Genomic DNA, 18580 nt, shown 5'->3' on the forward strand with positions numbered 1-18580 from the left:
GTCCTACCCGGGTGGTCCTGGACCGCATCGGAGACAAGTGGTCGGCGCTGGTGCTGCTCTGCCTCGACGGCGGGCCCATGCGCTTCACCCAGCTCCGCACCCGGATCGGCGGCGTCACCCCCAAGGTGCTCACGCAGACGCTGCGGGCCATGGAGCAGGACGGGCTGGTGACGCGGGAGGTGTTCGCCGAGGTGCCGCCGCGGGTCGAGTACGCGCTCACGGACCTCGGGCGCTCGCTGCACGGGCCGATCTCGGTGGTGGCCGACTGGGCCGAGAGAAATGTCGCCGAGATCATGCGTTGCCGCGAGAAATTCTCATAAATCATACGTTTTTCCGTAGCAGTAGGGTTTTTCTACTCCGCAGCCGTATAAAACCCCCACACCTGTGACTCGCCGCCCGATGGGCGCGCCTCCTTCGCCCTACGCTGTTCGCGTTCCACCACGGCGAGGGAGGTCACGTGCTGGGAATCGACGGCTGCCTGGCGGAAGTCATGTCCATACCGGGCGCGCTGGACGCCATGCTGGTGGACCACACGAGCGGCATGGCGGTGGCCTTCAGCACGGCGGTGGGCGTGGACGCCGACCGGTCGGCCGCCGCGCTGACCGAGGCGCTGCGCGCCACCACCGACGGCCTGGCCCGCACCTGCCCGGGCGACGTCGTCCGCATCGACGACATGCTCGTCACCACGGACAAGGGCCACCATCTGCTGCGGCTGCTGGAGACCGTGTTCGAAGGACCGCTGGTCATCTACGTACGCCTTGACCTGGAACGATCCAACCTCGCCCTGGCCAGGCACCGCCTGAGCACCATCTCCAGCCGGTTCGCGACGTGACCCATGACCAAGCTCGACACACTCCTGGCCGGCCTCGCCCGCGAGCGCTCCACCGGCGCGCTCCAGGTCGGCAGGAGCGGCACGATCTTCCTGTCCGAGGGGCGCGTGACGTACATGGAGTGCGCCCAGACCCCCAGCGTCGAGCGGCTGCTCGCGGCCAGGGGGCTGATGAGCGAGGCGGCGCTGCGGCGGCTGCAGGACGACGGCGGCTGCGAGAAGCTGCTCGCCGACGGGGCGCTCACGCCGGGCGAGCTGCAGTACGCGGTGCTCGGCGGGGTCCTCGATGCGGCCTTCTTCCTGCTGCCGGTCAGCGGGGCGCGGCCCAAGTTCCGCCCCGGCGAGCAGCACTGGCTCGGCGGGCAGTGGTTCTTCGACGTGCCGGGCCTGGTGCGCGAATGCGCGCGGCGGCGGGCGCAGCTCGCCGAGATCTGGCCCTCCGCCGACGTCGACTCCCTGCCGGTACGGCCGCTGCCCCGGCTGCCCGGCCACGGGGTGACGCTGAGCCGGGTCCAGTGGGAGGTCATCGTCAGGGCCGACCACAAGGCGACCCCGCTGGAGCTGGCCAAGCAGCTGGGGCGGCCGGCGTACCCGGTGCTCGTGGCCGTGCGGCGGCTGGCCGCCTCCGGGCTGCTGGCCGCGCCCGACCTGCCCCAGCGGCGGGCTCCCGCGGAGCACCCGCCGCACGACCCGCGGGCGCGGGCCCAGCCGCTGGGCCCGCCCGTGACGGGTGACCCGACCGATCTGGCGCTGCTGATGCGGCTGAAGAAGGCGCTCGAGGAGCTGTCGTGAGGTTCCCCTCACTCAGGAGGAGGCCACCGGTGGAGCTACGACAAGAGGTTCTGGAGGAGATGGCGCTCCTGCGCGAGCGCACCCCTGACGTCCAGGGGAGCGTCGCGGGCACCGTGGACGGCCTCCAGCTCGCCTGCGACCTGCCCGGGCAGGAGGGCGAGCAGGCGGCGGCCCTGTCGGCGGCGCTGCTCGCGATGAGCAGGCGGATGCTGGTCATCACCGGTCAGGGAGTCTTCGAGGAGACGCTCATCTCCGGCACCGCCGGCTTCACGGCGTTCTACGCCGCCGGCCCCACCATCGTCCTCACGGTCCTGGCCGGACCCGGCGCGAACGTCGGGCTGCTGCGGCTGGAGGGCAGGAAGACGGCTGCCGCCGTGGCCGCCGTCGCAGCACGGAAGCACTGATCCATCGACAAGGAGGCAAGCATGGCCGGCATGGACGTGTCACTCAAGGAGATGATGGCCATCGACGGCGCCATCGGGGCCGTCATCGTCGATCACGGCAGCGGCATGGCGCTGGGCGCGCTGGGCGGCTCCAAGGATCTCGACCTGCAGATCGCCGCGGCCGGCAACACCGAGGTGGTCAAGGCCAAGCTGCGCACGATGGACTCGCTGGGTCTCAAGGACAGCATCGAGGACATCCTGATCACGCTGAGCGGCCAGTACCACATCATCCGCCCGATCACCGGGCGCGGCGGCAAGGGCCTGTTCCTGTACCTGGCGCTCGATCGCAATCGCGCCAACCTGGCGCTGGCCCGCCACCAGCTCCGGGGCATCGAGGAGAAGCTGGAGGTCTGACGCCCGCTTCCGGTGGCCCGGCTGCATGTGTGGGGGGACGGGCCACCGGCGGCGTCAGGTCTCGTGATCTCCGCCTCAGGCGGAGGTCAGCTTGGTGATCTCCGCGACGAAGCTCGGCCAGAGCTCGCGTGGCAGGTCGTGCCCCATGCCCGGGTACGTCACCAGCCGTGCCCCGGGGATCGCCGCGGCCGTGGCGCGGCCGCCCGCGACCGGGATGAGCGGGTCCGCCTCACCGTGCAGCACGAGCGCGGACACCTTGACCTGGGCGAGCAGCGCCGTCCGGTCCCCCGAGCCCATGATCGCGGCGAGCTGCCTGGCCGTGCCCGCCGGGTCGAAGCAGCGGTCGTAGGCCAGCCCGGCCATCGCCTTGATCCGCTCGTGGTCCAGCTCGTAGCCGGGCGAGCCGATGACCGACCAGGTCCGTACCGCCTGCTCCAGCACCGCCTCGCGGCCCTCGGCCGGCCGGCCCATCAGCACCGCGGCGGCGGCCTCGGTGGGCGGCGCCACGCTGGGCCCTGGCGTGGACATGATGGAGGTCAGGGTCAGCACCCGCCCTGGATGCCGGATGGCCAGCGTCTGGGCGATCATCCCGCCCATCGACGCGCCCACCACGTGGGCCGCCGGCCAGCCGAGGACGTCCATGAGGCCCGCGGTGTCGTCGGCCAGGTCGTCCAGCAGGTACGGCGGCGCGGCGCCCATCGCGGGCACCCCGTGGTCGTGGAAGTGCGTGGACAGGCCGGCGTCGCGGTTGTCGAACCGGACGACGTGGTGTCCCTGCTCCGCCAGGAGCTCGCAGAACTCCTCGTCCCACTGGACGAGCTGGGCGCCGAGCCCCATGACGAGGAGCAGGGGACGGCCCGTGGGTGAGCCGAAGCTCTCGTAGGCGATGTCGATGCCGTTCACGGCTGCGCGGGTGGTCACGACGACCAGAATGACATTCTGGTCGTCGCCGCGTAAAGGCCGCCGGGTGTTTATGGGGAGGGGGTCCGTTTACGGCGGGAGCCTGGTTATGGGGAAGGCGCCTGTTTATGGGGAGAGGGCTTGCTTATGGGGAGAGGGCTTGCTTATGGAGGTCAGCGCCGCAGGAGGGCGCGCAGACGCTCGCCGCCGAGCACCACGCCGCCGCCCGTCACCGTCAGGACGCCGGCCAGCAGCGTGCTACCGGCCACGCCCGGCTCCTTGGGCTCGCTCACCGGCACCACGGGGGCGTCCACGAGCCGGCCGCCCGCGTTGTCCTCGTCCTCGTCGGCCTTCGGCGGCGTCGCCGGGTTGCGGTCGCGCTCGGCCCAGGCGCCGGTGGAGAACGGCACCGGGTAGTTCTTCTTGCCCACGCCGTCACCCCACTTGGTGATGACGTAGTCGACGTCGATGTGTCCCTCGCCGCCGATGCCGTCCACGCCCAGCGTGCTGGCGTTGAACTCGCCGCCGGTCAGCTCGGCGAACGTCTTGGCGTCGAGGTCCAGCATGACGCCGCGGCTGGACGGCTCGCCCGGCCCGCGGTCGCCCACGAAGAAGGGCATCTTCTTGCCCTTGTAGACGACGTATCCCTCGGTCATCAGCGGCCAGCTCGGGCTGGCGGCCAGCCCCTTCTGCATCGGCTTGCCGCTGGCCGGCAGGCCCGTGTCACCGGCGCGGCCGGAGGCGTCGTCCCAGAAGTACGAGGCCGTGGTCGAGCCTTTGAGCAGGATCTTCTCTCCGGTGTCGGAGTCGGCGTGGGCGGCCGTGCCGGCGACGGTCAGTGCTCCGACGGCGGAGCAGGTCAGCACGGCGAGGGAACGCAGGCCAAAACAGGCGAACATGAAGCAGCAAAACCCTTCACTGGGGGACAGGGAGGTTGCACTCACGGAAAAAAGGGCGCGGCGGGGCAGGGCGCCGCGAGATCGCTACGCGGAGCGCAAGATACGAGCCTTTGGGGAAGGGGGCCGCTCAGCGGGCGGCGGCCGGGAAGACGCGGTCTGGGGGAACGACGCGCTGGTGCATGAAGTAACTTGTCCTCTCCATCACGCCTACCGGGTTAGCTGACGGGTTCGGGCGTGGAGATGCCCTACCGGCGCGTGGCCGGATTCACCCCAACGGAGGTGGTTCCCCGGTTCCCGACGTTCGGGATTCGGCGCCAACCGGCGGTCCTTCTGGGGTAAGGACCGGGTAACCGGCTGGTAATGGCGAATACGTTAGCCACGGAAACGGACACATGCCAACGTATCGGGCAAAAGATCTACCTGGTTAGGTAAAGAAAAAGGGGGCACGGCATGCCGTACCCCCGCCAGATTCCAGCCTCAGCCGCCGCTCTTGCGCCTGAATGATCTCTTACTCGCAGCCGGACCGTGCGCCCCGTGGATCTTGGATGGGTCGCCGCCCCTGCCACCCGCGCCCGAACCCGCGTGCTGGTTGCGCTTGCGCTCCAGCGCCTCGCGGAACTTGCGCTTCATCTCGTCCTCCGGAGTGTCGCTGACATCCGGCTCCGGTGCATCCGCCATGAGGACCTCCATGGTGTTGGGGACAGTCACAGCTTCGCACGGCACCGCTTATGACGCGAAACCGGGCTCACTGCGAGGTGAAGGCCAGCAACCGGAAAACCGGGTCGGGACCCCCCGAACGCCCCTGCCCGTGCCCGGTTCGCCGCGGAGCCGCAACCCGCGCCGTGCCGCTTCGGCGATGACGATCTCCGCCCCGTCCGTCGCGGGCGACCGGTCGCCCGGCCGGTGCGCGGCCTTTTTATCCACCGTCGTGACGAACACTCCCCCGGGCCGCAGCACGCGGGCCGCCTCCGCGATGACCGGACGGGCGTCGTCGAGCAGGTGCAGCAGCCAGAAAGTGGTGACCGCGTCCACGCAGCGGTCGCGTACCGGAAGCCGGCGCCCGTCACCCAGCACGACCGGCACCCGCTCCGAGGCGAGGCGGGCCATGCCGGCGGCGGCGTCCACGCCGAGCACCCGCAGGCCGCGCGCGGCCAGCTCCCTGGTGACCAGCCCGGTGCCGCAGGCCAGGTCGAGCAGCGTGCCGGGCTCGGGGATCAGACCCCGGACGGCCTCCGCCGCCGCCCGCGCGCGGGGCAGCCCGCCCCGGGTCTCGTCGTAACGCGCCGCTTCGAGGCTGTAGTCGAGCACGGTCCCAGTACAGCAGGTAAAGGGGATCCGTTCCGTTCGTGGTGTTGTGTTGGGACGGATCAGGAAACAGTCCCCGCGATGAGACTCCTCGGTCGTGACCTGGCGATGGATCTGGGAGCGGCGAGCACGCGGATCTACGTCAGACGCAAGGGCATCGTGCTCGACGAGCCCTCCGTCGTCATGTGCGACGTCCGGACGGGCAAGATCGTCCGGTACGGCGCCGAAGCCGTCGCCGACAGCGGCGGCAGCACCCACTGGCCGGTCAGCGGCGGGCTGCCGGCCGACGCCGAGCTCGCCCGGCGCATGGTGCGGCACTTCCTGCGCAAGGTGCACTGGCACCCGTACGCCCGGCCGCGCCTGGTCATGGCGCTGCCCGGCGACTCCACGCCGATCGACCGCGAGGCGCTGCAGGACATCGCGTACGAGGCCGACGCCAGGACCGTGCGGCTCGTCCCGCACGCGCTGGCCGCCGCGCTCGGCGCCGGCATGTCGCTCCACGACCGCACCGGCCACATGGTGATCGACATCGGCCGGGACGCCGCGCGCATCGCCGTCCTGTCCGGCGAGTCCGTGGTGGCGACCGGCTCCGTCCCGTACGGCGGGCAGGCCGTGAACCGGGCCATCGCCCGCTTCGTCGAGCGCGAGCACGGGCTGCAACTCGACGACGAGGCGGCCGAGACGGCCAAGCGGCACGCCCACGACGGGCTCGTGGTCGTGCGGGCCCGCGACCCCGGCACCGGCCGCGAACGGGAGCTGTCGCTGCCCGTCGAGCACATCTTCGAAGCCACCAGGCAGCCCGTCGAGACCATCGCACGGGCGGCCATGGAGACCGTGGAGCGCTGCCCGGCCGAGCTGGCCGCCGACCTCGGCGAACGCGGCGCCGTACTGGTCGGCGGCGGGGCGCTGCTGCGCGGCCTCGGGCGGCGGCTGCGCGACGCGCTCTGCATGCCCGTGCGCCGGGCCGAGCGGCCGCTGGAGTGCGTGGCGCTCGGGCTCGGCCGGTGCGTGGACGAGCTGGGCGTGATCGGGAGGCTCCGTGGCGGCCGGACATGATCGACGACCTGTTCCACACGGGCGTCTCGCTCGCCGACAAGGCCATCAGGACCGTCGCCGTGTACGTCACCGTCGCGGCCCTGCTGCGCCTCGGCGGCAAGCGCGGCATCGCCCAGCTCAACAACTTCGACTTCGTGGTCATGCTGCTGATGAGCAACGTCGTACAGAACGCGATCATCGGCCCGGACAACTCCCTGGCCGGCGGCCTGGCCGGGCTGGTGATCCTCATGGCCGTGAACGCGGTCGTGGTGCGGCTCGCCGCGACCGTGCCGGCGATCGGCCGGCTCGTCGAAGGCAGCCCCACCGTGCTCGCCCGCGACGGGGGCTACGTCCGCTCCGCGCTGCGGCGGCTGGGCGTGCGCCAGGCCGACCTCGACGTGGCCATCCAGCTCAGAGGCGGTACGAGCGTCGCCGACACCAGCCTGGTGCGGCTGGAGCCCGGGGGCGCCGTCCTCGTCCGGCTGCGGCCCGACGAGGAGAACGCCGAGCGGGGCGACGTGGCGGAGCTGCGCACCCGGCTCGACCGGATCGAGCGCAAGCTCGACGCCCTGGCCGGAACAGGAGGCAGCACATGACCGTCCGCGGCATCGACCACGTCGGGGTGACGGTGCCCGATCTCGACGCGGCCACGGAGTTCTTCGCCCGCGCGTTCGGGGCCGAGGTCCTCTACGACACGCTCCCCCGCGCGCAGGGCCCCAAGGGCGGCTGGGCGACCGAGCGGCGGCTCGGGGTGCCGCAAGGGACGGCCGAGGTCGCCGTCCGCATGCTCCGCCTGCCGAACGGGCCGGGGATCGAGCTGTTCGAGTTCAGCGGGCCGCGGCAGGGCGGGGCGGCGCTGCCGTGCGACCTGGGGTGGCAGCACGTCGCCCTGTACGTGGACGACCTCGACGAGGCGCTGCGGCGGTTCACCGAAGCGGGTGGGCTTCGCTTGTCCGACCCGGTGCCGTTGCCGGGGCCCGAGTCCGGCGAGCACAACCGGTTCGCCTACTGCCGGACGCCTTGGGGCGGGACGGTGGAGCTGCTGACTTATCCGGATGCGCAGCCGTACGAGAAGGAAACGGACCAGCGCCGCTGGCGGCCGTAACGGCGGCCTCGGCTTTTTGCCGACTCGGGAGCTCAAGCGGGTCGGCTCAGGAGCACACGCGCAGCCCGGGGGCCTGCTCCCAGCCGGTCAGGGACAGAACGCGGCGGACCGCGGGGGAGATCGGATCCAGGATCACCTCGCGGTCCGAGGATAATCGGGCGGCGGCGGTGACGATGAGGCGCATGCCCGCCACGTCGATGAAGGTCAGCCCCGACAGGTCGAGCCGGATGTCGTGGCTGCCCGCGAGGAGGGCCCACGTGAGGGCCCCGGCGAGCAGATGACGGTTGCCGCGGTCGATCTCGCCGGTGATACGCAGGCCGAAGGGGTGCGAAACGAGGGTGACGCGTGCTCGGTCATCGGTTTCGAAGGTCATCCGGCTCCGTGGGGGGCGCCTGCCGTACATGGGGGCATCTGCCCTGAAAAGACCGGATCATGCGGTGACGGTCCGCCGCAGGCTCGTGCTTTTTGTGTGATTCACTCGTTAGCCGACGGTGATCTTCGATAGGGTCCCCTCGTGCGCGCCCGCCGTCACGCCCTGCCCGCGGTGCTCCTCAGTGTCGCGGCGATGACGGGTGTCACGGTGACGACGGCCTGCATGTCCACGGCCGAGCCGCCCACCCTCGAAGAGGCCGCCAGACAACTGGACGCCGACGCCGGCGAACTCCTCAAGGCCACCGAACTCCACCTGTCCGCCGTGGCCCGCACCGACGACGACACCTGCGTACCAGGCCAGCTACGCCACTTCTTCCAAGCCGAGAGCGACCTCGCCGAAGCCTCCGACGGGCTGCTGGAGCGGCTGCGGGCCCTGGGGTACGACAAGGTCGTGGACGATCACGACCTGCGGGATGAGGAGCAGGACGTGGCGGTGCTGCGCAACCCGCAGAACCGGCTGGAGTTCGAGCTCACTGTGTTGTCCGGGGAGGACGCGCGGGTGCGGGTGGTAGGCAAGACCACCTGCTACGCCACCGAGTAACCACCTGCCACCCGCCTGACCGAACGGTACCGGCTCCGGGTACCGTTCGAGCCTCCCCTCACGAACGCCCCGGCTGAGCCCCGTCCACGTTGCGCCGAGCCGGTCCGCACGGCCCCTCGCCGACCCGGCGCCAGTTGCGGAAGCCGGTGCCAAGGCGCGAGGCTGGCACCCGCCCAGCGCCCGCCCACTCAGCCTCAAGAACCGGCACCGGCTCCGACACCACACCCCGGAGAACCGGTGGCCCGGCCGAGCAGGGCCGCACCGTCCCTTCTTGCCGGGCCGTTCACGGGGTGGACAAGGCCTCGGTCGGGGAGAGGCGGGAGGCGCGGATGGCGGGGTAGAGGCCGGCGATGGCGCCGATGAGGAGGGTGGCGGCGAGGCCGCCGGCCGTGGCCCAGGCGGGGACGACCGAGGGCCAGCCGCTGTACAGGGCGTACCCCATCGTCACCCCCGTCCCCAGCAGGACCCCGCCGGTGCCGCCAAGTGCCGACAGCAGGAGGGACTCGGCCAGGAACTGGGTTCTGATCTGCCCCCGCGTCGCCCCGAGTGAGCGGCGCAGGCCGATTTCGGCGCGGCGTTCCAGGACGGAGATGACCATGGTGTTGGCCACGCCGACCCCGCCCACGAGCAGGGCCACCGCGCCCACGCCCAGGAGCAGGTTGGCGAAGGCTTGGCTGGTGGCCTGCTTGGCGGCCAGGGCGTCGGACGGGCGGGAGATGTCGACCTCGTTCGGCGCCTCGGGATTGGCGGTGCCGGCCAGCACCTGGCGTACCGACTCCAGCTTGGCTTCTTCTGAGCGGGTGTAGAGGGTGGTCGGGTGGCCGTCGAAGCCGAGCCGGGACTCGGCGACGGGCCAGCCGACCAGGACGCCGCTGTCCAGCTCGCTGGCCAGCGCCACGGGCTCCAGGACGCCGACGACGGTGAACCGGATGCCGCCGACGATGATCTGGGTGTCGGGGCCGGCGGCGCCGATGCCGAGGCGTTGGGCGGTGAGGGAGCCGATGACGGCGGCGGGGTAGCGTTCGGTGGCCGCGTTCAGCCAGGTGCCGCTGCGCAGGGTCGCGCCGACGGTGGCGGGCAGGTCGAGGCGGGCCGCGTACGTGCTGATGCCGCCCGTCTGCGCTTCGGGGATCTGTTCGGAGCGGTAGACCTTGGCGTCGGCGGCCTTGCCGATGGACGAGACCGCCTGGACGGGCCCGATCCGCTCGATCATGGCTTCGGCGTCCTTGGGGAGCTGGGCGGCCTCGCCGGTGATCGTGGATCCGGCCGACAGGGTGAGCAGGTTGGTGCCGAGGGCGGAGAGCTGGCGGTCGAGCTCGGCGCCCGAGGAGGACGACAGCCCGACGACGCCGACCATGGCCGCGATGCCGATGGCGATGCCCAGCGCGGACAGGAACGCCCGCAGCGGCCTGGTGCGCAGGCCGACGGCGCCCACCCGCATCACGTCGGCCGCCCGCATCCTGGCGGGGGACAGCCGGGGCCGCTGGATGGCCACCATCACGCCACCCCTGATTCCACGGGTTCCGACGGCGTGAAAGCGGAGTCGGAGATGATCTGGCCGTCGCGCATGCGGACCTGCCGGGGCAGGCTGGCGGCGATCTCCCGGTCGTGCGTGATGATCACGATGGTGGTTCCTCCGGCGTTCAGCTCGTGCAGCAGTTCCATGACGCCGGTGCCGGAGACGGAGTCGAGCGCGCCGGTGGGCTCGTCGGCCAGCAGCAGCGGCGGCTCGCCCGCGACCGCCCTGGCGATGGCGACGCGCTGCCGTTCACCGCCGGACAGCTCGTGCGGCTCGTGGTCCATGCGGTGCTCCAGCCCCACGCGTTTCAAGGCCGCCGCCGCGCGGCGGCGGCGTTCGGCCCTGCTCAGGCCGGTGTAGACGAGGCCGTCGGCGACGTTGTCCAGCGCCGGCACCTTGGCGGCCAGGTGGAAGGACTGGAAGACGAACCCGATCGTGGTCGCCCGCAGCGCCGACAGCTGGTTGTCCGACAGCTTCGACACGTCGTACCCGTCGATCTCGATCGTCCCGGACGACGGCCGGTCGAGCGTGCCGACCACGTTCAGCATGGTCGACTTGCCGGACCCGGACGGGCCGACGATCGCGACCAGCTCGCCGTGGCCGATCCGCAGCGACACCTCCTTCAACGCCGCCACCCCGCCGGGATACGTCCTGGACACCTCGTGCAGGGAGATCATGGGATACGTCATTTCGGCATCCCCACGGTCATGCCCTCGCTCAGCCCGTCCCCCTTGACCTCGACCCGGCCCCCGGCGAACAGGCCCGTCTCGACCGCGATGTAGCGGGACCGGCCGCCCTCGATGACCTCCAGCCCGAAGCCGCCCTCCTGCAGCGCCACCAGCGCCGCCACCGGGACGGTCAGCACGTTCTTGCGCTGCGAGGCGGTGAACGTCACGTCCACCGACGCCTTGTCCAGCCCCCGGGCCGACTTGGCGTTCCCGATCGAGACCAGCGCCTCCACCCGCGTGTCCGGATCCTCCTGCCCCTCACCCGGGACGATCACCGTGGCCACCTCGGTGACCTTGCCCTTCACGCTCTTGCCGTCCGGCAGCGTGACCTCGACCCTGGCCCCCTTCTTCGCCATCCGCTGGTCCTCGGCCTCCAGCTCCACCGTGATCACCTTGTCGGTGCCCGTGTACGTCAGCACCTTCTGCCCGGGCTGCGCCGGCGAGCCCTTCTCCGCCTCCAGGCTCTCCACCCGCACCTTGCCGGGCGCGAAGACGACCTGGCCCAGCTTGACCACGCCGGTCTCGGGCAGCCCGCGATCCTCCTGCCACTCCAGCACGGCCTCGTACGTGTCGTAGGTGAACTCCTCATCCACCGTGAAACCGTCGTAGCCGAGCTTGCTCAGGTTGCGTTCCAGGCTCTCGACGTCCTTGCCCTCCACGCCGATCTTCAGGTCACGGTACGCGGGCGTGCCGCCGTACATGAGCGTCACGGGGTCGTTGTCCAGCCGGTACAGCGACTTGCCGCGGCTGATCGTGGCACCGCTGTCCGGCAGCCACGTGATCGTGCCGGGCTGCCGGGCCACGGCCGAGGTCACCGGGCCGTAACCCAGCTCGCCGTCCGCGTCCCGCGTGTCGTTCAACGTCTGCCTGGTCACCGTCGTGGTGGCCGGCGGCAGCGCGCCCGCCGAGGCGGTCGGGCCGGCGCCGCCTTTCAGCAGGCCCGCGCTGTTGACCGCGACGAACCCGCCGCCCGCGGCCGCCGCCACGACCAGGAGCGCGGCCACCAGCCGGCCCTTGCCACGGCGGCGGCGCTGCCGGGGAGGCGTGGCCTCCGGCTCCGCCTTTCCGTCGATGGTCGCCATACCCATCAAGAGCCTCCCAGGCCGGCGTCAGCGGACTCCTTCTGGCACTTCTCCTGCGCGGACTTGAAGTCGGGGTCCTCGCCGACCTCGGGCGTGATGCGCATCATGCCGCCCTCGGGGTCGGGGTAGGCCTCGACGCCGTTGTCGCGCATGCACTGGGCGAGCTTGCGCATGTTCTCGGCCTGCTTGGGGTCGCCGCCGCCCTGCCGGGTGCCGCTCGGGGCGTACTGCTTGCACGCCTCCTGCGCCGCCTGGACCTTCTCCTGCGGGGTGTTCTTGTCGAACTTCATCATCACCCGGCCGTCAGGCTCGGGGTCGGGCATGTCGATGCCGTTCTCGCGCATGCACTGGGCGAACTTCAGGCCCTTCGCCTGCGGGTCCTCGGACGGTTTGGCGCTGGTGGCGGCCTGGTTGCCGGTGCCGCTCACCGAGGCCACGTCAGACCCGCCGGTGTCGCCCGAGCCGCAGCCGGTCAGGAGCAGGGTGAGCGCGAACGGTGCCGTGACCAGCGCGCTGAGGACGTGTCGTCGCATGGAAGCTCTCCTCGTCGGGGTGAACGTCGTTCGAGGGGAGATGCAATAGGGGGCGGTGTTTCCTCAGCGTTTCCGTCTCGACGGCACCTCCGCGTCGGCGGGGCATCGCCGGGCGGGCGGCACCGGGCGGCACCGGGCAGGCGGCACCGGGCGGCCTCGTTCCGTTGAACGGCACGCTCCCCGGCCGCCATCCGCGGCTTATCCGGAGCAAATGCCCCGTCCGTCACACTCGGCCTTGTAAGCGGATGGAAGGGCCTGAGATACGCCATGCGGGTGCTGGTGGTTGAGGACGAGCCCATGCTCGCCGACGCGATTGCCGAGTGGCTGCGCGAGGAGACGCACGCGGTCGATCTGGCCCACGACGGCGAGGCCGCGCTGGAGCGGATCGCCGTCAACGACTACGACGTGGTCGTGCTGGACCGGGACCTGCCGCGCGTGCACGGCGACGAGGTGTGCCGGGAGATGGTGGCCTCGGAGTGCGACGCGCGGGTGCTGATGCTCACCGCCGCCGCCCAGCTCGACGACCGGGTGACGGGCCTGTCCATGGGCGCCGACGACTACCTGACCAAGCCGTTCGCGTTCCCCGAGCTGGCCGCCCGGGTGCTGGCGCTGGGGCGGCGCTCGCGGCCCGCCGCGCCGCCCGTGCTGCGCCGCGCCGGGATCACGCTCGACCCCGCGCGGCGGGAGGTGTTCAGGAACGGGCGGTTCGTCCCGCTGTCGAAGAAGGAGTTCGCCGTCCTGGCCGAGCTGCTGCGCGCCGACGGGAACGTCGTCTCCGCCGAGCAGCTCCTGGAGAAGGCGTGGGACGAGAACGCCGACCCGTTCACCGGGGCGGTCCGGCTCACCATACTCAAGCTGCGCCGCAAGCTCGCCGACCCGCCTGTCGTGGAGACCGTGGCGGGAGTGGGGTACCGGATCGCGTGAACCTCCTGCCGTCCTCACTGCGCAGCCGGGTCCGGCCCACGCTGCGGCTGCGGCTCACGCTCGTGTACGGCGCCGTGTTCCTCCTGGCCGGGCTGGTCCTGCTCGGCGTCACGTACCTGCTGTTCCAGCAGCAGCTCGTGCAGACCTTCGACGACCGGTACGCCTCCCCCGCCGAACCCGGCCGGTTCAAGCAGCTGTTCATCAAGCAGGACGGCGTCACCCTCTACGGCGACGCCGCCATGGAATGGCTGTGGCGGCAGCAGCAGGAGCTGCGCGACGCCGCCGTCACCTCGCTGCTCACCCAGGGAGCGATCGCGCTCGTCGTGGTCGGCGGCGCGGCCGTCGGGCTCGGCTGGTGGGTGGCCGGCCGCGTGCTGGCCCCGCTGCACCTGGTCACCGCCACCGCCCGCAAGATCGCCGCCGCTCCCATGGCCGAGCGCGGCCTGCACGAACGCATCGCCCTGCGCGGGCCCGCCGACGAGGTCAAGGACCTCGCCGACACCTTCGACACCATGGTGGAGCGGCTCGACCACTCCTTCGACGGGCAGCGCCGGTTCGTCGCCAACGCCTCCCACGAGCTGCGCACACCCCTGACGCTCAACCGGGCGCTGGTCGAGCTGGCCATGCACCGGCGTACCGCCTCCTCCGACGTCAAGGAGCTGGGCGAGAGCCTGCTGGAGATCAACGCCCGCCACGAACGCCTGATCAGCGGGCTGCTCCTGCTCGCCAGGTCCGAGCAGGAGGTCGCCGACCGCTCGCCCGTCGACCTGGCCGACATCGTCACCCACGTCACCGCCCAGACCGCCGGCCAGGCCGCCGACGCCAAGATCACCGTGTACGAGGTCGTCGCCCCCGCCCCGACCACCGGCGACGCGCTCCTGCTCGAACGCCTCGTCCACAACCTCGTGGAGAACGGCATCCGCTACAACCTCGACGACGGCACCGGCTGGGTGCGGATCGTCAGCCGCACCGTGTCGGGCGACAAGGTCGAGGTCGAGGTCAGCAACACCGGCCCCGCCATACCGCCGTACGACGTGCCGCTGCTGTTCAAGCCGTTCCACCGGCAGGCGGGCGAACGCGCCGTCACCGGCACCAGCGCCGGGCTGGGCCTGTCGATCGTACGATCGGTGGCGATCGCCCACGGCGGCGACGTCCGAGCCCGCCCCCGCGACGGCGGCGGCCTCATCGTGGCGGTGTCGCTGCCCCGCGCTACCGACCGCTCCTGGTGAGCAGCCCGCGCAACTCCTCGTGCAGCCGCCCGGGATCCACACTTACGATCTCGTACGCCGCCACGCCCGCCACCGCGAACGGATCCTCAGCCGCCACCCGCTCCACCCGCTCCCTCGGCCCGATGGCCAGGATGACCCCGCCGAGATCGTCCGGGACGGTCTGACCCGACAGCAGGAACGTACCGTCGGCATGGTGCCGCTCCAGGTAGGCCACGTGGCCCGGCACGTGCGGGGTCACTTCGTCGGGAGGGGCGGTGTAGCGGACGAGTAGTACGTGGAGCACGACGTCATTCTTCCTTGTACAAGGGGGAGGCCGCTTCCGAGGCCGGCACCTCCTGCCCGCCCAACCGCGGATCTTGCCGCGTGGCCGTGCGGAAATCTTCGCGCACAGACGGGCCGGGAAGAGTGCGCCGGTTCGACCGGCCGTTCTCCTGCCGTCCCGCACGAAGAGTCGTACGGACGCGCCACACCGCCGGCACCGACAGCGTGGCCAGCGTCAGCAGCACGGTGAACGCGGCGCAGACCACCAGCACCGGCCCGCTGCCGAACGCGGACGCCGCCGGGCCGGCCAGGCCCATGCCGAGCGGCGCGGCCACCAGCGACCCCAGCATCGTCACCGACGTGGCCCGCGCCACGAACTCCTCCGGCACGTGCTGCTGCACGACGGTGGTCTGCAGCACGTTGTAGACGACGAGCTGCAGACCGGCGGCCGCGCCCGCCGCCACCAGCAGCCACAGGCCGGCGGGCACGGCGAGCAGCGCGGGGAGCGGCGCCATGAGCAGGAAGGCCAGCAGCGCCGCGACCATGGGCCGTCCGGGGCGCCACCGGGTGCCGAGCAGGCCCCCGGCCAGCCCGCCCACCGCGTACGCGATGCCGATCGCCGACCAGGCCGGAGCGCCGCCGAGCTGCCGATCCGCGACATAAGGGCCGAGCACGAGGATCGGCGAGACCACGACCGCGTTGCCGAGGGCGATGTGCGCGATCCACACCCACAGCCAGGTGTGCCTGCGCACCTCGGCGAGGCCGCCGCCGATGCTCGCCAGCAGGCCCCGGCTCGGCGGCGGCCGGCCGTCCGTGATCGCGCGGGGCAGTAAGGCCAGGAAGCCCGCGCTCACCAGGAACGTCAGCGCGTCGATCAGCACCGCCCACCCTGGCCCAACCAGCGCCACCAGCGCTCCCGCCACGCCGAGCGCCACGATGGAGGTGCCGCTGCGGGAGATCGAGACCAGCGAGTTGGCCGCCTGGAGGTGCTCACCCTTCGCGAGCGAGCCGATCAGCCCCACGGCCGCCGGGTTGAAGAACGCCGACCCCGCACCGGCGGCGAGCTGCAGGATCACGAGCATCCAGATCTGCGCGGTGCCCGTGATCAGCAGCACCGCCGTGACGCCGTGCGCGGCGAAACGGACCAGGTCGGCGAGGAGCATGATCGTGCGCCGCGAGTACCGGTCACCTGCCGCCCCGCCGACCAGGGTCAGCACGATGACGGGCAGCCGGGTGCTGAGCACGACGATGCCGAGGTCCGCCGGGGACCCGGTCAGGTGCAGGACGGCGAACGCGAGCGCGAGCGGCGTCAGCGAGTCGCCGAACGTCGAGGCCGTCTGGCCCACGAAGTAGCGGCGGAAGTCGCGGATCGCCAGTGGCGTGAAGATGGCGCGTGCCCCTTTCCTGCGCAGGTCCTCGTACGGCTCATCAAGCCCGTGCAGGCAACCGCAGCCGAGCCGGCACAGACTGATCGTCACCCGGCCCTCACCCCCGACGTTCGAGGACGCTGACCAGCGGCCGCCCGGCCCTCACCCGGATGTCCGGGAACGCGGACCAGCGGCTGGCCGGCCCTTCGCCCCGATGTTCCGAGGCGCTGACCGGCGGCCTTCCGGCTCCGCCCCCAGGTGGCAGGACGCCGACCGGCGGCTGGCCAGCTCTTGCCTCCCACATGGCTGGGCACGGGCTGGGCCGGCTCTTCGGCCCTCGCCCTGCCGGTGTGGCGGGACGCGGGCCGACGAGCTCAGGATGGCCACCTTGCCAGGCGCCACCGACAGAATCGGCTCACCGCCGGTCGCGGACGTAGTAGTCGCCGAGAGTGTCGTCGTACCGGCCGGTGGGGCGGCAGCAGCGGCGGAAAGCGGCGGCCGGAGCCGCAGGGGCACGGGTCGTTGCCGCCGAGCTTCTCGATCAGCTCCTTGTCGCGGCCGGCGCGCCGGTCGCCGCGCTTGACGTGCGTCTCGCTAAGGGGAACCCCCGGCGGCGCTTGCTGGTCGGCTCAAAAGGACATCTCGTCGCGGTACATGGCGGGCCTCCTCGGTCCGGTGATGAACGGGCGTCACGATAGACGGTCGGCGCGCGGGCGAGCGACCGATTTTCGGCACGAACGCGTTCCCGCCCCGCACGCCGCCTTCCTCGGTGAGCGACCGGTCGGCCGGCACGAACGCGTTCCTGGCACGCACGCCACCCTCGTCGGCGAGCACCTGCGCGAGCAGCACGGTGCGGGGTTGCGGCTGGTGATCGCGTACAGGGGCGGAGTCTCGGGTACCTATGTGATCATCCCGACGCCCGAAACCGGAAGGATGCTCATGGAACTCCCCCGTTTCCACCTCGCCGTCCCCGTGGACGACCTGGACGCGGCCCGCCACTTCTACGGCGACCTCATCGGCTGTGCCCAGGGCCGCAGCTCCGACCGTTGGATCGACTGGAACCTGCACGGCCACCAGTTCGTCACCCACCTGGCCCCGGCCCGCGCCGAGCGGGTGCACAATCCGGTCGACGGCCATGATGTGCCGGTCCCGCACTTCGGCCTGATCCTGGCGATTCCGGAATTTCATGAGCTGGCCGGCCGGTTCCGCGAGGCGGGCACCGCGTTCGTCATCGAGCCGTACCTGCGCTTCGAGGGGCAGCCGGGCGAGCAGTGGACGATGTTCCTGCTGGATCCGGCGGGGAACGCCCTGGAGTTCAAGGCGTTCGCCGACGACTCGCAGGTGTTCGCCGTCTGATCAGAAGGTCGCCGTCCGATCAGAAGGTCGCTGTCAGATCAGAAGGTCGCCGTCCGATCAGGAAGTCGCCGTCTCATCAGGAGCTCGTGCCTCAATTGGAGCGGCCGAGTAGTTCCGCCAGGCTGGTGGCCGGGTGGCCGGTGAGGGTCGGGATGTCGTCGGTGACCGCTTCGAGCTCCCCCGCCGCGATCGCCAGGTACGTCGACACCCACGCCTCCACCTGCCACGCGGGCGCGCCGTAGCTCTCGCGTGACGCGTACGCCTCCGGGACCGTTTCGGCATGGTAGGTGATGGTGCGTCCCGTCGCCGCGCCGATCGTGGCGGCGACCTCGTCCAGAGTGAGGGCCTGCGGGCCGGTCAGGTCGTACGTGGCGCCCTCGTGCTCCTTCGGCGCCAGCAGGACGTTCGCCGCCGCCTCCGCGATGTCGTCCTGCGCCACGGCGGCCACCCGCCCCTGCCCGGCCGGGCCCCTGATCACGCCGTCGTCCCCCGCCATGCCCGGCAGGAAGTCGGCGTACAGGTTGTCGCGCAGGAAGGTGAAGGTCAGGCCGCTGTCGCGGATGTGCTGCTCGGTCGCCCAGTGGTCGCGGGCCAGCGTGAACGTCGCCTCGGGGGCGGCGCCGTAGAACGAGATGTACACGAGGTGGGAGACGCGGGCGTCGCGGGCGGCGTCCACGAACGCGCGGTGCTGGTCGAGGCGGTCAGCGCTCTCGGACGCCGACACGAACAGCACGGTCGAGGCCCCGTCGAGCGCCTGCCGCAGCGCCGCCCGATCACCGTACGCGGCGTCGACGGCCGTGGCGCGGTCGAGGCGCGGGGCGCGGGCGGTGGCGTGCCGGGAGACGAGCCGCTGCTCGACGCCGGCGGCGGCGAGCCGCACGGCGACCCGCCCACCCAGACGCCCGGTGGCTCCGGTCGTGACGATGAACGACATACCGGCACCCTA

At 71.7% G+C, this 18580-nt stretch carries 25 protein-coding genes and 1 riboswitch; of the genes, 12 read left to right on the forward strand and 13 right to left on the reverse strand.

Annotation, left to right across the window (positions count from 1 at the left end; genetic code table 11):
- Nucleotides 1-11: 11 nt before the first annotated feature.
- The 5 genes from HCN51_RS14075 (at nucleotide 12) to HCN51_RS14095 (ending at nucleotide 2418) form a co-directional block, all read left to right on the forward strand.
- Nucleotides 12-320, forward strand: a complete 309-nt coding sequence (locus HCN51_RS14075) for a winged helix-turn-helix transcriptional regulator (protein ID WP_346433637.1) — start codon at nucleotides 12-14, stop codon at nucleotides 318-320.
- 137 nt (nucleotides 321-457) lie between these two features.
- The gene (locus HCN51_RS14080; RefSeq protein WP_168010094.1) at nucleotides 458-832 is read left to right on the forward strand and encodes a roadblock/LC7 domain-containing protein; all 375 of its coding nucleotides are present in this window, start codon (nucleotides 458-460) and stop codon (nucleotides 830-832) included.
- Nucleotides 833-835: 3 nt separating this feature from the next.
- Nucleotides 836-1621 carry a transcriptional regulator gene (locus tag HCN51_RS14085; protein WP_168010095.1) on the forward strand — a complete coding sequence of 262 codons (786 nt, stop codon included), beginning with the start codon at nucleotides 836-838 and terminating at the stop codon, nucleotides 1619-1621.
- 29 nt (nucleotides 1622-1650) lie between these two features.
- Nucleotides 1651-2025, forward strand: coding sequence for a roadblock/LC7 domain-containing protein (locus HCN51_RS14090; protein ID WP_080045696.1), 375 nt, complete (start codon nucleotides 1651-1653; stop codon nucleotides 2023-2025).
- A gap of 21 nt (nucleotides 2026-2046) precedes the next feature.
- Nucleotides 2047-2418 (forward strand): hypothetical protein, encoded by a 372-nt coding sequence (locus tag HCN51_RS14095; protein WP_080045695.1) that lies wholly within the window; start codon nucleotides 2047-2049, stop codon nucleotides 2416-2418.
- A 75-nt stretch (nucleotides 2419-2493) separates the two neighbouring features.
- Here the strand turns inward: HCN51_RS14095 and HCN51_RS14100 are convergent, their stop codons facing one another.
- The 4 genes from HCN51_RS14100 to HCN51_RS14115 form a co-directional block, all read right to left on the reverse strand.
- Nucleotides 2494-3339 carry an alpha/beta fold hydrolase gene (locus tag HCN51_RS14100; protein ID WP_346433638.1) on the reverse strand — a complete coding sequence of 282 codons (846 nt, stop codon included), beginning with the start codon at nucleotides 3337-3339 and terminating at the stop codon, nucleotides 2494-2496.
- A 152-nt stretch (nucleotides 3340-3491) separates the two neighbouring features.
- Nucleotides 3492-4217: a hypothetical protein gene (locus tag HCN51_RS62945; RefSeq protein ID WP_428981536.1), complete on the reverse strand. Its 726-nt coding sequence runs from the start codon at nucleotides 4215-4217 to the stop codon at nucleotides 3492-3494.
- Nucleotides 4218-4406: 189 nt separating this feature from the next.
- A riboswitch (cyclic di-AMP (ydaO/yuaA leader) is annotated at nucleotides 4407-4541 on the reverse strand.
- Between the two features lie 153 nt (nucleotides 4542-4694).
- The gene (locus tag HCN51_RS14110) at nucleotides 4695-4895 is read right to left on the reverse strand and encodes a DUF5302 domain-containing protein (protein WP_080047561.1); all 201 of its coding nucleotides are present in this window, start codon (nucleotides 4893-4895) and stop codon (nucleotides 4695-4697) included.
- Nucleotides 4896-4943: 48 nt separating this feature from the next.
- Nucleotides 4944-5525 (reverse strand): methyltransferase domain-containing protein, encoded by a 582-nt coding sequence (locus HCN51_RS14115; protein WP_168010096.1) that lies wholly within the window; start codon nucleotides 5523-5525, stop codon nucleotides 4944-4946.
- A 78-nt stretch (nucleotides 5526-5603) separates the two neighbouring features.
- On the opposite strand from HCN51_RS14115, the gene HCN51_RS14120 reads away from it, so the two are divergent.
- The 3 genes from HCN51_RS14120 to HCN51_RS14130 are packed head-to-tail and all read left to right on the forward strand — an operon-like array spanning nucleotide 5604 to nucleotide 7662.
- The gene (locus HCN51_RS14120) at nucleotides 5604-6578 is read left to right on the forward strand and encodes a rod shape-determining protein (protein WP_168010097.1); all 975 of its coding nucleotides are present in this window, start codon (nucleotides 5604-5606) and stop codon (nucleotides 6576-6578) included.
- Nucleotides 6575-7153: a DUF421 domain-containing protein gene (locus tag HCN51_RS14125; RefSeq protein WP_080045692.1), complete on the forward strand. Its 579-nt coding sequence runs from the start codon at nucleotides 6575-6577 to the stop codon at nucleotides 7151-7153. Before HCN51_RS14120 ends, HCN51_RS14125 begins: the two co-directional genes overlap by 4 nt.
- Entirely contained in the window at nucleotides 7150-7662 is a 513-nt protein-coding gene (locus HCN51_RS14130) for a VOC family protein (protein ID WP_080045691.1), read from the forward strand. Before HCN51_RS14125 ends, HCN51_RS14130 begins: the two co-directional genes overlap by 4 nt.
- Nucleotides 7663-7708: 46 nt before the next feature.
- On the opposite strand, the gene HCN51_RS14135 is transcribed toward HCN51_RS14130, so the two are convergent.
- Nucleotides 7709-8035, reverse strand: coding sequence for an STAS domain-containing protein (locus HCN51_RS14135; protein ID WP_168010098.1), 327 nt, complete (start codon nucleotides 8033-8035; stop codon nucleotides 7709-7711).
- Nucleotides 8036-8176: 141 nt separating this feature from the next.
- On the opposite strand from HCN51_RS14135, the gene HCN51_RS14140 reads away from it, so the two are divergent.
- Nucleotides 8177-8635: a hypothetical protein gene (locus HCN51_RS14140; RefSeq protein WP_168010099.1), complete on the forward strand. Its 459-nt coding sequence runs from the start codon at nucleotides 8177-8179 to the stop codon at nucleotides 8633-8635.
- A 283-nt stretch (nucleotides 8636-8918) separates the two neighbouring features.
- On the opposite strand, the gene HCN51_RS14145 is transcribed toward HCN51_RS14140, so the two are convergent.
- The 4 genes from HCN51_RS14145 to HCN51_RS14160 are packed head-to-tail and all read right to left on the reverse strand — an operon-like array spanning nucleotide 8919 to nucleotide 12497.
- Nucleotides 8919-10133 carry an ABC transporter permease gene (locus HCN51_RS14145; protein ID WP_240972796.1) on the reverse strand — a complete coding sequence of 405 codons (1215 nt, stop codon included), beginning with the start codon at nucleotides 10131-10133 and terminating at the stop codon, nucleotides 8919-8921.
- Complete coding sequence (locus HCN51_RS14150) at nucleotides 10133-10843, reverse strand: ABC transporter ATP-binding protein (protein WP_168010100.1); 711 nt, start codon at nucleotides 10841-10843, stop codon at nucleotides 10133-10135. Before HCN51_RS14150 ends, HCN51_RS14145 begins: the two co-directional genes overlap by 1 nt.
- Complete coding sequence (locus tag HCN51_RS14155; RefSeq protein ID WP_240972797.1) at nucleotides 10840-11964, reverse strand: efflux RND transporter periplasmic adaptor subunit; 1125 nt, start codon at nucleotides 11962-11964, stop codon at nucleotides 10840-10842. Before HCN51_RS14155 ends, HCN51_RS14150 begins: the two co-directional genes overlap by 4 nt.
- A gap of 5 nt (nucleotides 11965-11969) precedes the next feature.
- A complete protein-coding gene (locus tag HCN51_RS14160; RefSeq protein ID WP_168010102.1) occupies nucleotides 11970-12497 on the reverse strand; it encodes a hypothetical protein in 528 nt (175 codons plus the stop codon).
- Between the two features lie 267 nt (nucleotides 12498-12764).
- Between HCN51_RS14160 and HCN51_RS14165 the strand changes: the two genes are divergently transcribed.
- Nucleotides 12765-13421 carry a response regulator transcription factor gene (locus HCN51_RS14165; protein WP_080045685.1) on the forward strand — a complete coding sequence of 219 codons (657 nt, stop codon included), beginning with the start codon at nucleotides 12765-12767 and terminating at the stop codon, nucleotides 13419-13421.
- Nucleotides 13418-14650: an ATP-binding protein gene (locus tag HCN51_RS14170; protein ID WP_168010103.1), complete on the forward strand. Its 1233-nt coding sequence runs from the start codon at nucleotides 13418-13420 to the stop codon at nucleotides 14648-14650. Before HCN51_RS14165 ends, HCN51_RS14170 begins: the two co-directional genes overlap by 4 nt.
- Here the strand turns inward: HCN51_RS14170 and HCN51_RS61330 are convergent.
- The 3 genes from HCN51_RS61330 to HCN51_RS62950 all read right to left on the reverse strand — a co-directional run bounded on the left by HCN51_RS61330 (nucleotide 14631) and on the right by HCN51_RS62950 (nucleotide 16823).
- The gene (locus tag HCN51_RS61330; RefSeq protein ID WP_168010104.1) at nucleotides 14631-14933 is read right to left on the reverse strand and encodes a YciI family protein; all 303 of its coding nucleotides are present in this window, start codon (nucleotides 14931-14933) and stop codon (nucleotides 14631-14633) included. The genes HCN51_RS14170 and HCN51_RS61330 overlap by 20 nt on opposite strands.
- Nucleotides 14934-14937: 4 nt before the next feature.
- Entirely contained in the window at nucleotides 14938-16389 is a 1452-nt protein-coding gene (locus HCN51_RS14180; RefSeq protein WP_168010105.1) for an MFS transporter, read from the reverse strand.
- Between the two features lie 263 nt (nucleotides 16390-16652).
- Nucleotides 16653-16823, reverse strand: a complete 171-nt coding sequence (locus HCN51_RS62950) for an SEC-C metal-binding domain-containing protein (RefSeq protein WP_206067024.1) — start codon at nucleotides 16821-16823, stop codon at nucleotides 16653-16655.
- 394 nt (nucleotides 16824-17217) lie between these two features.
- On the opposite strand from HCN51_RS62950, the gene HCN51_RS14190 reads away from it, so the two are divergent.
- Nucleotides 17218-17634, forward strand: a complete 417-nt coding sequence (locus HCN51_RS14190; RefSeq protein ID WP_240972798.1) for a VOC family protein — start codon at nucleotides 17218-17220, stop codon at nucleotides 17632-17634.
- Between the two features lie 91 nt (nucleotides 17635-17725).
- Here the strand turns inward: HCN51_RS14190 and HCN51_RS14195 are convergent, their stop codons facing one another.
- Complete coding sequence (locus tag HCN51_RS14195; RefSeq protein ID WP_168010107.1) at nucleotides 17726-18568, reverse strand: SDR family oxidoreductase; 843 nt, start codon at nucleotides 18566-18568, stop codon at nucleotides 17726-17728.
- Nucleotides 18569-18580 lie beyond the last annotated feature (12 nt).

It is taken from the genome of Nonomuraea composti, assembly GCF_012034275.1.
Lineage (GTDB): Bacteria > Actinomycetota > Actinomycetes > Streptosporangiales > Streptosporangiaceae > Nonomuraea > Nonomuraea composti.

Bases quoted from the DNA above. Each gene is read 5' to 3' on its own strand.
- HCN51_RS14110 (WP_080047561.1), bottom strand. From the start codon at position 4,895: ATGGCGGATGCACCGGAGCCGGATGTCAGCGACACTCCGGAGGACGAG.
- HCN51_RS14160 (WP_168010102.1), bottom strand. From the start codon at position 12,497: ATGCGACGACACGTCCTCAGCGCGCTGGTCACGGCACCGTTCGCGCTC.
- HCN51_RS14190 (WP_240972798.1), top strand. From the start codon at position 17,218: ATGGAACTCCCCCGTTTCCACCTCGCCGTCCCCGTGGACGACCTGGAC.
- HCN51_RS14165 (WP_080045685.1), top strand. From the start codon at position 12,765: ATGCGGGTGCTGGTGGTTGAGGACGAGCCCATGCTCGCCGACGCGATT.
- HCN51_RS14150 (WP_168010100.1), bottom strand. From the start codon at position 10,843: ATGACGTATCCCATGATCTCCCTGCACGAGGTGTCCAGGACGTATCCC.
- HCN51_RS14120 (WP_168010097.1), top strand. From the start codon at position 5,604: ATGAGACTCCTCGGTCGTGACCTGGCGATGGATCTGGGAGCGGCGAGC.
- HCN51_RS14195 (WP_168010107.1), bottom strand. From the start codon at position 18,568: ATGTCGTTCATCGTCACGACCGGAGCCACCGGGCGTCTGGGTGGGCGG.
- HCN51_RS14155 (WP_240972797.1), bottom strand. From the start codon at position 11,964: ATGGCGACCATCGACGGAAAGGCGGAGCCGGAGGCCACGCCTCCCCGG.
- HCN51_RS14130 (WP_080045691.1), top strand. From the start codon at position 7,150: ATGACCGTCCGCGGCATCGACCACGTCGGGGTGACGGTGCCCGATCTC.
- HCN51_RS14135 (WP_168010098.1), bottom strand. From the start codon at position 8,035: ATGACCTTCGAAACCGATGACCGAGCACGCGTCACCCTCGTTTCGCAC.
- HCN51_RS14085 (WP_168010095.1), top strand. From the start codon at position 836: ATGACCAAGCTCGACACACTCCTGGCCGGCCTCGCCCGCGAGCGCTCC.
- HCN51_RS14145 (WP_240972796.1), bottom strand. From the start codon at position 10,133: ATGGTGGCCATCCAGCGGCCCCGGCTGTCCCCCGCCAGGATGCGGGCG.
- HCN51_RS62945 (WP_428981536.1), bottom strand. From the start codon at position 4,217: ATGTTCGCCTGTTTTGGCCTGCGTTCCCTCGCCGTGCTGACCTGCTCC.
- HCN51_RS14125 (WP_080045692.1), top strand. From the start codon at position 6,575: ATGATCGACGACCTGTTCCACACGGGCGTCTCGCTCGCCGACAAGGCC.
- HCN51_RS14095 (WP_080045695.1), top strand. From the start codon at position 2,047: ATGGCCGGCATGGACGTGTCACTCAAGGAGATGATGGCCATCGACGGC.